At 58.2% G+C, this 15,645-nt stretch carries 13 protein-coding genes; 12 read left to right on the plus strand and 1 reads right to left on the minus strand.

The features are described from left to right. The first annotated feature begins 19 nt into the window (after nt 1–19). The 10 genes from ACQ5SA_RS14395 to ACQ5SA_RS14440 all read left to right on the plus strand — a co-directional run bounded on the left by ACQ5SA_RS14395 (nt 20) and on the right by ACQ5SA_RS14440 (nt 12,993). Complete coding sequence (locus ACQ5SA_RS14395; protein WP_499314604.1) at nt 20–586, plus strand: hypothetical protein; 567 nt, start codon at nt 20–22, stop codon at nt 584–586. Beyond that, nucleotides 570–2,135, plus strand: coding sequence for a glutamine-hydrolyzing GMP synthase (guaA, locus tag ACQ5SA_RS14400; RefSeq protein WP_108265561.1), 1,566 nt, complete (start codon nt 570–572; stop codon nt 2,133–2,135). The genes ACQ5SA_RS14395 and guaA overlap by 17 nt, the downstream gene beginning before the upstream one ends. Nucleotides 2,136–2,229: 94 nt before the next feature. Continuing rightward, a complete protein-coding gene (locus tag ACQ5SA_RS14405; protein ID WP_499314606.1) occupies nt 2,230–3,171 on the plus strand; it encodes a DUF5655 domain-containing protein in 942 nt (313 codons plus the stop codon). A gap of 293 nt (nt 3,172–3,464) precedes the next feature. Continuing rightward, complete coding sequence (locus ACQ5SA_RS14410) at nt 3,465–3,815, plus strand: hypothetical protein (protein ID WP_499314608.1); 351 nt, start codon at nt 3,465–3,467, stop codon at nt 3,813–3,815. Between the two features lie 103 nt (nt 3,816–3,918). Then, nucleotides 3,919–5,313, plus strand: a complete 1,395-nt coding sequence (locus ACQ5SA_RS14415; RefSeq protein ID WP_499314609.1) for a site-specific DNA-methyltransferase — start codon at nt 3,919–3,921, stop codon at nt 5,311–5,313. A 2-nt stretch (nt 5,314–5,315) separates the two neighbouring features. Continuing rightward, on the plus strand, nt 5,316–7,958 hold the full coding sequence (locus ACQ5SA_RS14420) for a DEAD/DEAH box helicase (RefSeq protein ID WP_499314611.1): 2,643 nt from the start codon (nt 5,316–5,318) through the stop codon (nt 7,956–7,958). Between the two features lie 70 nt (nt 7,959–8,028). Then, nucleotides 8,029–9,039 carry a Shedu anti-phage system protein SduA domain-containing protein gene (locus ACQ5SA_RS14425; RefSeq protein ID WP_499314613.1) on the plus strand — a complete coding sequence of 337 codons (1,011 nt, stop codon included), beginning with the start codon at nt 8,029–8,031 and terminating at the stop codon, nt 9,037–9,039. 49 nt (nt 9,040–9,088) lie between these two features. Then, on the plus strand, nt 9,089–9,898 hold the full coding sequence (locus ACQ5SA_RS14430) for an abortive infection family protein (protein ID WP_499314615.1): 810 nt from the start codon (nt 9,089–9,091) through the stop codon (nt 9,896–9,898). Nucleotides 9,899–10,236: 338 nt separating this feature from the next. Then, nucleotides 10,237–10,839 (plus strand): DUF4145 domain-containing protein, encoded by a 603-nt coding sequence (locus ACQ5SA_RS14435; protein WP_499314616.1) that lies wholly within the window; start codon nt 10,237–10,239, stop codon nt 10,837–10,839. 249 nt (nt 10,840–11,088) lie between these two features. After that, nucleotides 11,089–12,993, plus strand: coding sequence for a DUF4365 domain-containing protein (locus ACQ5SA_RS14440; RefSeq protein WP_499314618.1), 1,905 nt, complete (start codon nt 11,089–11,091; stop codon nt 12,991–12,993). 174 nt (nt 12,994–13,167) lie between these two features. Here the strand turns inward: ACQ5SA_RS14440 and ACQ5SA_RS14445 are convergent, their stop codons facing one another. After that, nucleotides 13,168–13,560: a tyrosine-type recombinase/integrase gene (locus ACQ5SA_RS14445; RefSeq protein ID WP_499314631.1), complete on the minus strand. Its 393-nt coding sequence runs from the start codon at nt 13,558–13,560 to the stop codon at nt 13,168–13,170. A 497-nt stretch (nt 13,561–14,057) separates the two neighbouring features. Here ACQ5SA_RS14445 and ACQ5SA_RS14450 point away from each other — a divergent pair, with 497 nt between their 5' ends. Together ACQ5SA_RS14450 and ACQ5SA_RS14455 are read left to right on the plus strand one after the other, a co-directional pair. Next, entirely contained in the window at nt 14,058–14,819 is a 762-nt protein-coding gene (locus ACQ5SA_RS14450; RefSeq protein ID WP_499314620.1) for a hypothetical protein, read from the plus strand. Nucleotides 14,820–14,887: 68 nt separating this feature from the next. Continuing rightward, nucleotides 14,888–15,205 carry a hypothetical protein gene (locus tag ACQ5SA_RS14455; protein ID WP_499314622.1) on the plus strand — a complete coding sequence of 106 codons (318 nt, stop codon included), beginning with the start codon at nt 14,888–14,890 and terminating at the stop codon, nt 15,203–15,205. Nucleotides 15,206–15,645 lie beyond the last annotated feature (440 nt).

Raw genomic sequence — 15,645 nt, forward strand, 5'->3', positions numbered from 1 at the left:
TGGCGGGAGCTTGCTTGGCGTGGCCCTGCTGGTCGCGGGGTGCTCCGGCGCTGCCGAGCACTCCTCGGCCGAGGTGGCGCCCCCTGCGAACCGGGTGTCCTGTCCGAACCTGACCTTCGACCTGCCACAGGGCTGGCGGCTTGAGCCGCAGGGGGCGCTGCAATGGCGCCTGGTGCCGCCGCGCGCATCCAGTTTCAACGGCTTGCTGGTTTGCTGGCAGGGTGAATACAGCCCGGAGATTCTGCCGTCACTGCGTGATGAGAGCTATCGCCGGCTGGGCTGGTCGACGCAGCTCCCGCACTTCGAGCGGAGCTTCGGTTCCTGGTTCGACGAGAAGCTTGTCGACATGACCGATGCGCGGCTGATCCGCTGCGAAACCAGCAGCGCCGACATCGAACGGCTGCAGACCTGCATGTGGGGCGATCCCTATCCACGGCGCGAGCAGCGTGCCGATGGCTTCATCGGCGTGCGATGGACCGCGCCGGATCCGGTGGCCGATGAATTGCGGCGTGAGTTGTCCGCCAGCGTGCTGAGCACCTTCTCTGTACTACCCATCCCTGAGCGCCCGAATGACCAACATCCATAACGACAAGATCCTCATCCTCGATTTCGGCGCGCAGTACACGCAGCTGATTGCCCGCCGCATCCGCGAGCTGGGCGTCTACTGCGAAATCTGGGCGTGGGACCACAACCCGGCCGAGATCGCCGGCTTCGGCGCCAAGGGCATCATCCTGTCCGGTGGCCCGGAATCGACCACGCTGCCGGGCGCCCCCGCCGCGCCGCAGGAAGTGTTCGACAGCGGCCTGCCGATCTTCGGCATCTGCTACGGCATGCAGACCCTGGCCGCGCAGCTGGGCGGTGCCACCGAAGCCGCTGACCAGCGCGAATTCGGCCACGCCGAAGTGAACGTGATCAACCCGGATGCGCTGTTCAAGGGCCTGAGCGACCATGGCGGTGAGCCGAAGTTGAATGTCTGGATGAGCCACGGCGACCACGTCTCCGTTGCGCCGCCGGGCTTCACCATCACCGCCACCACCGACCGCATTCCGGTGGCCGCCATGGCCAACGAAGAAAAGCGTTGGTACGGCGTGCAGTTCCACCCGGAAGTGACCCACACCCTGCAGGGCCAGGCGCTGCTGCGCCGCTTCGTGGTGGACGTGTGCGGCTGCCAGACCCTGTGGACCGCCGCCAACATCATCGACGACCAGATCGCCCGCGTGCGCGAACAGGTGGGCGACGACGAAGTGATCCTGGGCCTGTCCGGCGGCGTGGATTCGTCCGTGGTGGCGGCGCTGCTGCACAAGGCCATCGGTGAGAAGCTGACCTGCGTGTTCGTGGATACCGGCCTGCTGCGCTGGCAGGAAGGCGACCAGGTGATGGCGATGTTTGCCGAGCACATGGGCGTGAAGGTGGTGCGCGTGAATGCCGCCGACCGTTACTTCAGCGCGCTGGAAGGCGTGAGCGACCCGGAAGCCAAGCGCAAGATCATCGGCAACCTGTTCGTTGAGATCTTCGACGAAGAGTCGAACAAGCTGAAGAACGCCAAGTGGCTGGCGCAGGGCACCATCTACCCGGACGTGATCGAGTCGGCCGGCAGCAAGACCGGCAAGGCGCATGTGATCAAGAGCCACCACAACGTGGGCGGCCTGCCGGAGCACATGAAGCTGGGCCTGGTGGAGCCGTTGCGCGAGCTGTTCAAGGACGAAGTGCGCCGCCTGGGCGTTGAGCTGGGCCTGCCGCGCAGCATGGTCTACCGCCATCCGTTCCCGGGCCCGGGCCTGGGCGTGCGCATTCTGGGCGAAGTGAAGCGCGAATACGCCGAACTGCTGGCCAAGGCCGATGCCATCTTCATTGATGAGCTGCGCAAGGCTGACCTGTACGACAAGACCAGCCAGGCGTTTGCCGTGTTCCTGCCGGTGAAGTCGGTGGGCGTGGTGGGCGATGCGCGGGCTTATGAGTGGGTGATTGCGCTGCGGGCCGTGGAGACGATTGACTTCATGACCGCGCATTGGGCGCATCTGCCGTATGAGTTCCTGGGTACGGTGAGCAACCGGATCATCAATGAGTTGCGGGGGGTGTCGAGGGTGGTTTATGACATCTCGGGGAAGCCGCCGGCTACTATTGAGTGGGAATGAGTTGAGAGAATGAGGGCGCCGAGAGGCGCCCTTGTTGTATGGGATGGGCTGTTTGCCGGTACGCTAGGCGCAGAGTTGAAGGGAATCGGACGGAATGAGTGACATCAAGCTTTTCAGGTTGGTTGACGGCAAAGCGGCTGAACTGCAGGGAAGGGCTTCAGATCTGGAGAAGCCGCTTCAGACGCTGATTGAGGCCAATTTGCTGCCTATGCTTGGGATTCGGTTTGTTGCGACTGAGTACGTGACCGGAAAGACCCATGGTGGTCGCATTGACTCTTTGGGCCTGGATGAAAATAACAGCCCTGTCATTATTGAGTACAAGCGTTCAATCGGTGAGAACGTCATTAATCAGGGGCTCTACTACCTGGATTGGCTAATGGATCATCAGGCCGAGTTCAAGCTGAAGGTAATGGATGCGCTGGGCACCGCCGCGGCCTCGCAAATTGATTGGAGTTCTCCGCGAGTTGTCTGCATTGCAGCGGATTTCACGAAATTCGATGCACACGCCGTCCAGCAGATCAACCAGAGTGTGGAGCTCATTCGGTACAGGCGATTTGGAGATGATCTGCTGTTGTTTGAGCAGGTCAACACCGCAACTACTGGTCGCGGAAAGGTCAGGGCACGCGAAGTAGTAGTGGACGTGCCGTTCACCAATACTCCAAGGTCTTCCAGTTCCACTGGCGATAGGACATATTCCGAGTGGATGGCATTGTATAGCCCCGAAATGGCGGGATTGATTGGTTCGTTGGACGATTTCATCGGATCGCTAGGTGATGACGTTCAGCGCAAAGAGCTCAAGCTGTACATGGCATTCAAACGTCTTAAGAACTTCGCAACTGTCGTGCCGCAAAAGAGTCGCTTGCTCCTCTTCTTGCACATCGATCCCGATTCGATTGCCCACTTAGCGCCCAACATGCGCGATGCCCGAGCGTTCGGCCATTGGGGCACCGGAGACTTGGAGGTTGCGATCTCGAATCTCGATGATTTGGAGCGGGCCAAGCCACTTATTGTGGATGCCTATGAGGGGAGGACGTAGTTGTGTAGGATCGGGCAGCCACCTTCGTGCCTTGGTACAAGCACGACCATCGCCGTAGCAACATCAATTATGTCAGCCCATTTAACGGCATGCAGGCCAGGACGTGGCGATCCCGAAGGCACGCCATGCGCTGCATCAGCAGGCGCGCCAAGCCCATCCATCACGCTGGAGCGGCCCGGCCCGAAACTGGAAGCGGATTGAAGCGGTTGCCCGGAATCCGGAGAAGGACAGCGCCGTGACGGCTGCGACCAAAATTCGAATAGCCGCGTGAAACAGGCGAACACTACCTTGACATGCACCTGACCGAAACCGCACGAACCTTCTGCCTCACCGACCCGGCCACCGAGGCGGGAACGGTGGCCAAGACGGCGACCGAGGCTACCCAAGTGAGCTTCGATGGGGAGCTCTACCCGCAGCACGCGAAGCCCGGGCAGGTGATCGAGGTGAGGTGGGCTGCAGGGCCCAGCTGCCTGCCGGCTTTGGGTCTGCGCAATCGGCGATGTCGCTGGCCTGCCACTGATGGGGGAAGCCTTTGGAAACAAAGCCTTGTCATGTTGCAGGTGCTGCGAAAGTGGCCCTTTACCATGGGGCTGAACGATACTGGGGACCTGTTTGAGGGGATGTCCTTAGATGCCATTGCTTAACTGGTCCAACCGTGACGAGGACCTGACTCGATCTGCCCTAACGCCCTACCGTCTGTTGGAGCCGGTGGCCAGCTTGTCCTATGGGGAAGAGGATTCCTCCAACATGCTGATCGAAGGGGACAACTTAGATGCCTTGAAGGCGCTGCTTCCCTACTATGCGGGGCAGGTGAAGTGCATCTTCATTGATCCTCCATACAACACGCGGAGCGCGTTCGAGCACTACGATGACAATATGGAGCACGCCAAGTGGCTATCCATGATGTATCCGCGCCTTGAGCTTCTGCGGGAGCTGCTGGCCGAGGATGGATCGATCTGGATCACGCTTGACGATGCAGAGGCTCACTACCTCAAAGTGATCATGGACGAAATTTTTCTCCGGAAAAATTTTGTCTCCACTCTTATATGGGAAAAGGCGGACTCTCCTCGAAATTCCGCACGTCAGTTTTCCAGCGACCACGATTTCATCTTCGTATACTCCAAAAATGACGAGTGGCGCCCCCGAAAGCTGCCCCGAGATGAGAGGTCGAATGCCATCTATACGAACCCTGACAATGATCCGCGTGGGCCGTGGCTTCCTGGGGATCCCTATGCGAACAAACCATATTCGAAAGGCACCTATACGTTGACCGGGCCCACGGGGCGCACATTTTCTCCTCCGCCAGGTCGCTTCTGGCGCATCTCTGAAGACAAGCTTCGTGAGCTGGACGAAGATGGACGTATCTGGTGGGGACCTAAAAGGGACGCGCGTCCGAGCATCAAGAAGTTTCTGTCTGAGGTCGGCGACCTTGTGCCCCGCACGCTTTGGCGTAAAGAGGATGTCGGTAGTAACCGAACATCAAAGAACGAGCTGCGTAAGCTCTTTCCGGGGGATGTGGCATTCGATACTCCAAAGCCGGAAGCCCTCCTGGAGCGCGTGATTCGGATCGCCACCGAAGAGGGCGATATCGTGCTCGACAGCTTTCTCGGATCCGGCACGACCGCTGCTGTGGCGCACAAAATGAAGCGTCGCTGGATCGGGGTGGAAGCGGGTGAGCACGCTCGATCGATGTGCCAGCCTCGGCTAGTGAAAGTGGTGGACGGAGAGAAGGGCGGAGTTTCTGAGGTGGTGGGATGGCAAGGCGGCGGTGGCTTCCGCTTCTACAAGCTCGGAGTGCCCGTCTTCGACGAGAACGGTCACATCCGGGAGGGCATTCGCTTTGAATACTTGGCAGCCCACGTGTGGTTCGCTGAGACCGGCACCGCGCGCTCCACTCGTGCGCCCAAGACGGCATTTCTGGGCGAGCACCACGGCGTGGGTTACTACCTGTTGTTCAACGGGATCCTGGGCGACGAAAGCAAGAGCGGTGGCAACGTGCTGACCAAAAGGGTGTTGCGAGGACTGGAGCCATTCGACGGACCCAAGGTGATTTACGGTGAGTCCTGCGACCTGCCGAAAGAGCGGTTGGAAGAACTCCAGATCACCTTCAAGCAAACTCCCTACGACATCAAGGCGCGCTGACTATGGCTCTCTCCCTGAAGGTGTATCAACGGCGGGCCCTGTCCAGCTTGGATCAGTTCCTAGAAGACGCGCGATTGACCGGTCCCGCATCTGCGTTTGAGAAGAACGTGGATCCGGGCCTGGTCACGGACTACAAGCCCATGCCGGGCATGGAAGCCACGCCTTACGTGTGCCTGCGCATCCCCACGGGCGGCGGCAAGACGGTGATGGGCGCTCACATTATTCAAGCGGTAGGGGATGCTTACCTGGAGCGGACGTATCCGCTGGTCATGTGGATGGTGCCCACCACCCAGATCAAGACCCAGACGCTGGAAGCGTTCAAGGATACCCGCCACCCCTACCGTCAGGAGTTGGATGAGGCCTTCGGTGGCAAGGTCGCGGTGTTCGACGTCGAAGATTTCACTCACATTCGCCCCGCAGATCTTGGCACGAAGGTGTGCGTGGTGATTTCCACGATGGCAGCCCTTCGCGTGGAGAACCAGGAAGGCCGCAAGGTCTACGAGCACCACGAGGACTTAGAGGCACACTTCGCCGGGAGCGTGTCGGATCTGCCGTATCTGGAGCAGAACGCAGCTGGCAGGGCCATCGCGTCGTTCGCCAACCTGCTAAAGCTTCATGGGCCGTTGGTCATCACCGACGAGGCGCACAACGCCAACACACCGCTGTCCTACGAGGTCTACCAACGCTTAGGTGCGAAGGTTGTGGTGGAACTGACCGCCACACCGGAAGCAAGCAAGAGCAATGTTCTGGTCAGCGTCAGCGCCTTCGAACTGAAGGTGGCCAACATGATCAAGTTTCCCGTCATGCTCAAGGAGCATGTGGGGCAATGGGAGGCGGCGGTGGGCAGCGCCGTGGCCCGTCGCAACGAGCTGGGAAAGACCGCGCTTAACGAACCGGATTACATCCGCCCCATCCTGCTGATCCAGGCTGAGAACGCCAAGGGGACGGCCACGGTGGAAGAGGTCAAGCGGCACCTCATCGATAACGAGAAGGTGCCGGAGAAGGCGATCGCCATCGCCACCGGAGATCAGCGCGAGATCGACGGGGTTGACCTGTTCGCCAAGGACTGTCCCATCGAGGTCATCATCACCAAGCAGGCGCTCAAGGAGGGCTGGGACTGTTCCTTTGCCTACGTGTTCTGCTCGGTGGCCCAGGTCAAGAGCGATAAGGATATCCAGCAGCTGCTGGGCCGCGTGCTCCGGATGCCATACGCCACCCGGCGCAAGCAGGAAGCCATGAACAAGGCCTATGCCCACGTCACCACTACCCACTTCAACCTGGCGGCGGCAGAGCTGACCAAGTCGCTCATCGACATTGGCTTCAATCCATTGGAAGCCGTAGGCGCCGTCCAGCGCGAAGCGACGCCCGGCCCTGGCTTGGTCCTGCAAGGTGGAGCGAATCCTGTCCCAGCACCGCCCAAGACCACCGTGGCGGTCAGCAAGCCACCGGACCTGACCAACGTGCCCGAGCGCGACCAGGGCAACGTGGTGTTTGTGCCCAACAAGGACGGCAAGGGCGGCACGATCGAGATCACGGGGGAGGTGGACGATTCCACGGTGGAGGCGATTACCTTGGCCGTGTCCGCCAAGGAGCGCAAGGACGCTGCGGCTACCATCGAACGTCACCAGATCGTCTCCAAGACCGTCAAAGCGCCCAGCCAGAACGGTATGGTCTTCAGCGTGCCCCGCCTATGTGTCATGGAGCAGGGCGAGCTGGAGTTCGTCGAAAGCGGCGCGGTGCCGAGCGGATTCGCCTGGGATTTGCTGGCTTACCGGCCGGACCTGTCGAGCCTCAAATTCAACGCCGACAGCCAGACATTCGAAGTCGATCTGGTTGATGAAAGAATCACCTATACCAAGATCGACGACGATGTGAACACTTACCTTCCGGGCTTTGCCAAGGACCGGACCGAAGCAGACCTGGTGGGATGGCTAGACCAGAAGATCCGTGACCCGGCCGTGAAACAGCCGGTGCTGCGGGAGTGGGTGCGCCGGGCAATCAGCGGACTGTCCCAGGACCAGGGCTTCTCCCTGTCCCAGCTGCTCAACGGCCAGTTCGTCCTCAGGCGTAAGCTGAGTGAGCAGCTCCAGCTCGCCAAGGTCGAGGCGTTAAATGATGGCTTCCAGCAGGCCCTATTCGCCGATGCCGCCGAGGTCGTGGTCAGCGACGAGCCAGACGCGATGTTTACCTACCCGGCGGACATGACCCTGTATCCGGCGCACTCCTACTACCAGGGCGGCACCTACCGGTTCCGCAAGCACTACTTTCCCTTCGTGGGCGACCTTCAGTGGAAGACAGCGGGCGGCAAGGTCGGTGAGGAATTCCTTTGCGCCCAGGCCATCGACCAGCTGGACGAGGTGGAGTTCTGGGTGCGCAACCTGGTGGATCGCAGCCAGTTCTGGATGCCCACCGCCAAGCAGCGCACCTATCCTGACTTCGTCGCTCGTCTCAAGGACGGGCGCCTGCTGGTCGTGGAATACAAAGGCGGGGACCGGTATTCGTCCGACACCGAGAAGGAAAAGCGGATGGTGGGCGAGCTCTGGGCGACCAAGAGCAAGGGCAAGGGGATCTACCTCATGGCCCAGTTGAAGGACGAGAAGGGCAACAGCGTCACCGAGCAGTTGAAGGCGGCAATCGGGGCTTAAGCGGGGAGGCGATATGGAAGGGCCAGGGCAAGTCCAGAAGGTGGTGAGGAAGACGGCCAGCAGTGGCAAGGTGGACTACGCACCACCAGTTGTGCTCAATGAGACCAGTAAGAGCAAGCTCCACGCCCTGGCTTGGTTTATTCCACACAGCGACGGTCGAACCACGTTCTCGCTGAAGCTCGAAGGTTTCGTGAAAGCGAAGGACCAGCCGTGGATTGAGGACAAGGCCAAGACCCTCACGTTGTCGGAAACTTCGTCCCTCCAGCTGCTCAAATACCTACAGACACATCTGCCCCTCGCCGCTCAGTCGGAAACGGGTGAGTTCATCTTGATTCGGGTGGCCAACGGCGAGGCCAATCTGACGGGCCACAACCCTCAAGAGCTGGTGGGTGCCCTGACAAAGGTTCTATCGCAGTCGGAGTTGCTGGGCCATTTGTCCAGCACTGAACTCACGCATGAGTTGAGTACTGCGCTGCGTGGGTCAATCCGTCTGAGCGAGATGCGATCAGCGGTGGCCGAATTGCGCTCCAATCTGGGAAGCGGTGAGGCAGGGGAGCAGACCTATCAGGCATGGTGTGAGAAGCACTGTTGGGCGTTCGGAAATGCCTATGTGGTCCGTGACGAAGTTCGGGCCATTTCCACCGGAGACAACCTCGACCTGTTGTTGCCCAACGTGATCGCGGGGTATCGGGATATCGTTGAGTTGAAGCGACCCGACAAGGAGGTTCTGCTCTACGACGCCACCCACAAGAATTATTACTTTTCGGCAGACGTTTCCCGGGCCATCGGCCAATGCCACCGGTATCTAGACATCCTCCACCAGGCTGCGAAGGATGGGCTTCTAGACCACAAAGAGGTGGTGGCCTATCACCCCCGCGCCACGATTGTCATTGGCCGATCCCACGGATGGACAGACGAGCAGCAGCGTGCACTTCATGGGCTCAATCGCCGTCTCCACGGGATCTCCGTAATGACCTACGACCATCTGCTGGCTCAAGGCGAACGCCTCGTTGAAATGATGAGCCCCGCAGCAGGTTCTGAAGCGGAGTCGGCGGTTGAGGAGGATGACATCCCATGGTGATCATTCCCCTAATCGTAGAGATCTGTCCTAGAACTCCCCGAAGCCACCTATGTCCAGTTTGAGTCCTCGCGAGAGACGGAAGCTTGAAGATCTGTTCGGCATGAGCAGTGGTTACGTCCTCGATTTTTCGAATAGTTCGTTTGCTCGGTTTTTCGAAGAGAGGGGCAATCGAGACATCTATGGCGGGGCATACAGTGGCAATGGCTCGTCCAAAGCTAACCATTTGCGCAGCTTCTGGACCAAAGAAGATGACTCCTTGGTAGGTCGGGTCATCCACGAACTGCTAGAGCACTGCCGGGATACCGGACATTCGGCATTGGAGCGGCAGGTACTCTTCCGGGATTGCGAAGCCATTGCAGCGCGGCTGGCGCAAGCCAGGCCTGTGGATGACATTGAGGCCATCGATGGTGAGACGGAAGACTTTCAGAAGGTGGCGAAAGCAGCGAGAGAATGTTTCGAGCGCGACGAGCCCGAGCAAGGCTTAGACAGGCTGCATACGTTCCTCGTCAAGTTTCTTCGAAAGCTCTGCGAAGAGCGCGGTATACCGAGAGACCGTTCGGTGCCGTTGGGTGGCCTTATGGGTGCCTACGTGAAGCGCATCAGGGAAGAAGGTCTTCTGACTTCCCAGATGGCGGAGCACATCCTGAAAGGCGCGACCACGATCTTCGGTCAATTCGACTACGTTCGGAACAACCACACGATGGCCCATGACAATCCAGTGCTGGCATACGATGAGGCACTTCTGATCGCCAGCAACGTCGCCAGCACGGTGCGCTTCATCAAAGCATGCGAGGAAAGATGGAAGCTCGCTCGGCGGCAAGCAGTAGCTTCTGTCGAGGACCTCGACATCCTGTTCTAGCCGCCCGGTGGGCCGCTACCGCACCCGTACCCGTACCCGCTGATCGCGCCGAATAGGGTAAGCCGGGGACAAGTTCTTACCACTGAAGCACGTGGAGAGTCCGGCGTACGCTTCTGGCTCCGATGGGTGCTATCTGCCGTGGTCGCGGAGAGGTCTGCCTTGAGCGCGTCGTGGGCGGAGAACGCACGACCGGTTTTGAGCCGTGCAGCGTCTGCTGCGGCGACCGGGTACTTGCCAAGCAGGCTTCGGCCTCCGATGCTGTTGCCTAACAATTCATCCAAGCCGAACCGCTGCGCGGGCCGGCCTAATTCCGGAGTTAAGGCCTAGGAGAAGGTCGCATGATCGTTGAATGCTTTGAATGCCGCGCGCACGTCCAAACTCGCGAGTGTGGCGCCTATGAGCGCCTCTCTAACGGGCAGGGGCCCTCCACGCTTTTCACGCTACTTTCATGCGCGCAGTGTAATTCGCCGATCCTCATCCGCCAAAACAACATTGGCAATATGGTCGAAGGCGATCGATGGGACACGCCCTACTTGGTGTTCCCCTCTACCGATCTGCGTGTCAACCCAAACGCGCCACGAAGCATTCAGGCCGCCTTCGAGGAGGCTTGCGCCTGCTATCGCGCTCAAGCCTATACGGCTTCAGCAATCATGTGCCGCAAAACATTGGAGGGCATTTGCGCTGAGCATGGCGTCAACGAGAGAAACCTTGCTGGATCACTAAAAGCTATGCGAGATCAAGGACAAATAGATGATCGTCTTTATGAGTGGTCTGACTCGCTCCGGGTCGCTGGCAATGAGGCCGCGCATGGGGTTGGGTTGAACATCGCGCAGCCTGACGCAAAAGACATCCTGGAGTTCACAAACGCCATTCTTGACTACATGTTCTCGTACCGAGACCGCTTTGATAAGTTCAAGGCCAGGCGTGCCGCTAGGCCCTAACGATTTATTTAAGCCGACGCCGCTTCGTGGTACGGCTTAATTCAAACGTTGAACGCCCACTGCTGGCCGAAATCGGACGCGCCTACGCAAGAGGGTGCAACCAGAATGCTATCGTCCTCTCACGACCCAAAGCAGAAGTGTCGTGGCGCTGGCAGACGATCAGAAAGCGGCCTCCCCCCCTCCTAAGATGGGATCTAATGGATAAGGAGGCCAAGCTCGAAATATACAAGTGCGTCAGGGAACTTCGAAATGACAACAAAGCGTGTCCGGAACCACGAGTTAGAAGAGCTTTCACTTGCAGCACTTCGGTTTGAGTTGCCATCAAAGTGGGTAATACATGATTTCCGCAAGGACTATGGCATTGATGTTCAGTTAGAAATTTTTGAAGCCGACGGCTTTGCGACGGGGCTACGTTGCTATGGTCAACTCAAGGCTACAGACAATGCGGCTGACGATGATGTACTTTCCTTAGATCGCGATCACTTCGAGTATTGGGGCGCGCACACTGATCCAGTGCTTTTGCTGCGCTACTACGCCGACGAAAGACGTTTTTTTTGGTGCTGGCTTCATGATGTCGCCTGGTCGATGAAACCCGACGCGCAGTCCCTGAGCGTGACCAAGTTTCTAAAGCCATGGGATAAGTTGACTTCTCCGAAAGCTATTCAAGTTTTTTTGGAGAAGAGAAGTAGAGCATTTACTGAGCGCCAGTCACCTCCATTTTTGGTCGCAGTTCGATCTGGTTACATGCCTGTGGCAAAGCTGGTTGAGGTTGCCAACGCTTTGAATGAATTGGAGAATCTGAGCGCCTTTGAGTTCGAGGCGGATAGTTCAAATTCGGCGGCTTTTGAAGTATCTGTACTGCCAAGCGGAATCGTTTGCTCATACCTGGGGCTTCCAGGTGTGGTGATTGAAGAATTCAACGAGATGGAACCTTCCTGCATCGCAAAAGCAATCCTCCTGCTTGTCTTCCTGACCGCGTGTCGCTACGACAGAATCCTCGTAGCCCGCCCGATAGCAAAGTGCTGTTTTGGTTTGCTGCTCAAAGCAGCGGGAGAAAAGTTTTTCTTACCTCTAATCGATTCGGTTATCTACGCCATTGGATTGAAAGATGCATCAGACCTATTCCATGGAGAAAGCGTAAGCGACATGCCCGAAATGGGAGGCGCATTGTTTCCTGTAGTTGCATACGTGGCAGCACAACGCTACGGCGAGATCGACCAATGGATTTCAATGCATCGGGAAGAGTTGGCCGCATCCGAGATAGACGAGCATCGCGCCGCAACGGCATATAGCCTTGGCAACGCCCTATCAAACAAAAATCAGTGGTCAGAAGCGTTGCCGATGTTCAAGTTGGCGGCAGATGCATTTCCTGATTACTTCAATCGTGCCTACTTTCGGCATGAATATGGTGCGGCTTTCTTTGAGAATGGACTATTTGCAGAAGCGGCTGAGCAGTACCGTGCTGCTCTTGCATTGGAACCATCGCAACGGCTGCATTACTTGCTAGGCGATGTGCTTTTTTGTGCGGGGGAGTTTTCCAAAGCCATCGTCGAGTTGGATGTCGCGCTTGGCACACCGCTAGACGAGGGATACGCTGCATCAGCTCATTTGCTTCGAGAGCTTTGTCGTGAATTTGTTGAAGATTGGAGAGTAGATCGTCTAGAGCATGTTGTTGCGGAGAATGGTGGCATTGATGTTTTGCAGAGTCTTTCTGGGGACGATCTGCATGATCTTCCGAAAGCGCTCGTGCCGCTGATGCAGAGGTTTGGTTCAGATGCTCTGTTCAATTTCAATGCAGGGCATTTGGCATTAACTAATGGGCAAAATGTCTTGGCAGTTTATAGGTTCTTGAATTGTGCTGCGCGTCAACGTGGTGATTCAGAGGCGTGGGCATTATCTATTGCTAGCGCAATGGGAGCGCAGGATCCGGTTTTAATGGAGCTGGCAATTACTGCTGGGTATTTCTTTGTAAAGGAAAAGCTGCTCGTTGATTTTTTTCGGGTGACGCAGTTTTCGCACGCAAGCTCGGTTGAGCGGGAGCGCTTTGAAATAATGTTCTTGGATATCGTTCATGCAAGTTCGGGTCTCAAACCTTCAAAACCTTTAACTGTTAGATTATTTGGCCCAGATCAGGCCCACGTTTTTGACGTGTAGTCTGAACGTTACTCCGAAGTTTGACTGCCTGGACCGCTCTGCATCTTGGTTCTGGCGGGAATCCCTTGATGCTCGTTCTCGATCCATGATTAGCTTCCCGACACCTGCGACTCGCCTATGGCTGCGGATGGCCGATCCTCGACCCTCTGCAGGACGAGGATCGGCTTTCCGGGCTCAGACATCAGTCTGCCCGGCGATCTCTAAGGCGTCCTCGACGCCTATGCCCAGATAGCGAACGGTGCTCTCCAGCTTCGTATGCCCAAGCAAGAGCTGGACGGCCCGAAGGTTTCGTGTGCGTCGGTAGATCAACGAAGCTTTGGTCCTGCGCATCGTGTGCGTACCGTAGGAGCCCGACTCGAGGCCGGCATCTTCCACCCAGCGCTGGATGATCCGGGTGTACTGACTCGTCGACAGGTGGGGCGATTCCGCCACGCGGCTGCGGAGTAGGGAATCCGAGGCCTTGAGGTCGGCATATACGATCCAAGCCTGGACGAGCTCGCGAGTAGATTGGGTGATCTCGAACTGGACACGTCGCGCCGTCTTTTGTGCATCACGATTGCGCGGGATGCTATCTGGCCGCCATGCGAGACATCAGATACCCGAAGCTTCACCAGATCGCAGGCGCGTAGCTTCGAATCAATCGCTAGGTTGAACAGAGCGAGGTTGCGGATCTTGTGGCCGAACTGAAGTCTGATCCGGATAGCCCAAATATCTTTCAGCTTCAGTGGGGCCTTCTGGCGACTACCTTTCCTTTGTTCCAGGGCTCGAAGCGTTGAGGTGTGTGAAAAATTGCGATGGCCAACTCCTGGTAGAGGGGGTGGCAAGCGTTCGCCTAGCTCGAGAAGCTGGACGTGATGCGAGCCCAAGCGGACATCCGCCGAAGCACACGCTCTGCACTCTGGTGGGTCCGGTTATATATCGGGTTGTTAGCCGGACCCAGCCACCCTAAGATTGAGTCTTACCAAGGGCGTAGCCCACCATACGGTGCGCTGTGGACAGTTCGTATAACCCGGACCCAGGGATCCGGCTATCAGGTAGTTAGACCTCAGGGAGGGGTCATATGCATGCCCAATGGTGATGAGCAAATCTGCAACAGTGTTCGGGCGATGCTTGAGCGGGAAGGTGTATACGCGGGCGAGGACGACATCGACTACGCCACCAAGTTCTCTCTTAAGTCTGGAGCCAATCGATCCATCATCCTGGTCTACAACACGGGGAAGATGCACGTCCAAGGTGCTGATTCTCCGCTGAAGACTTGGGCCAATAATGTCAAGACGAGCATCGAACAGGGCACTGCTGCTCCAGGTGCCCTGCTACCGGCCGAGATTGAGAAGTTTCCGCAGACTCTGCAAGAAAGGGTTCCGGCCTGCGACGGTGTCATCCTCTGGTTCTTTCAGGAGTCGCTTCGCTGCTACAAGGCAGGCAGCATCGCCGGAGCGGCCTTCATGCTAGGCGGCGCGAGCGAGAAGGCGATCATTACCCTGATCGAAACGTACGGGAATTCGATAAAAGATGAATCGCACAAAGCGGCTTTTTTTAGCCGAGTGAACAATCGCGCGATCTCGGTCAGATATGACGAATTCAAGAGGTCTTACAAATCGGCCAAGACTAAGCCGACTGAACTTCCACTTGCTCAGGATCTGGAGCAATTGCTGGACGGTGCTTTCAACTTCTACAGGCACACACGTAACAGCGTGGGACACCCTCAGATTATTCCGGATCTCGACCCTGGCGTTGTGTTAGCAAACCTAGGTCAGTTTATTACCTACATTGAGCGAATCTATGCGCTCATAGACTTCTACGCAGCGAATGGCGTTGAGGTTTAACAATTCGTCCAAGCCGACGCCGCTTCGCGGCGCGGCCTAACTCAGGCGCTAGGGCGCACAAGAGCATCATGAGTTACTTCGTCACCATCACATTCGATCTTCATTACGCATCCATTTCTCCACATGGACGGAACGTCTACAAGAAGATCACTGACGACCTAGACACTCTGAACTATCCAAGCTACGCAACGGGAAAGAAGCGCAGGACTGTTGACCTCCCGTCAAACACATACGTTGCGGAGTTCCAAGATGATGGCAATCATCAATCTGAGATCACAGATTTCGTCGCCGAAGAAATTAGAAAGATTTTCGCCAAATACCATGTGAAAGGTAAGTTTTTCATTGCAGTCGGAAAGAGCTGGCATTGGAAGGTCGGGACTTTCTAGCAGCGCGCCCTAACAATTCATTCAAGCCGACGCTGCTTCGCGGGGCGACTTAACTCGGGCATTGGTGGATGTCCGCTTTTGGCCGAAAGCGGACCTTGACCAGACGTTGTCAGACCCGGCTCCTCAATGGTGGCCGGGCCCTTCAACGTCGCTCAGATTTCGGATTTGCGAAGTTGGGCAACGGCGGGGGGGGGGGGGGGGGGGGGGGGGGGGGCGGGGGGGGGGGGGGGGGGGGCGGGGGGGGGGGGGGGGGGGGGGGGGGGGGGGGGGGGGGGGGGGGTGGGGGGGGGGGGGGGGGGGGGGGGGGGGGGGCGGGGGGGGGGGGGGGGGGGGGGGGGGGGGGGGGGGGGGGGGGGGGGGGGGGGGGGGGGGGGGGGGGGGGGGGGGGGGGGGGGGGGGGGGGGGGGGGGGGGGGGGGGGGGGGGGGGGGGGGGGGGGGG

It is taken from the genome of Stenotrophomonas indicatrix, from assembly GCF_050573115.1.
Taxonomy (GTDB): domain Bacteria; phylum Pseudomonadota; class Gammaproteobacteria; order Xanthomonadales; family Xanthomonadaceae; genus Stenotrophomonas; species Stenotrophomonas lactitubi_A.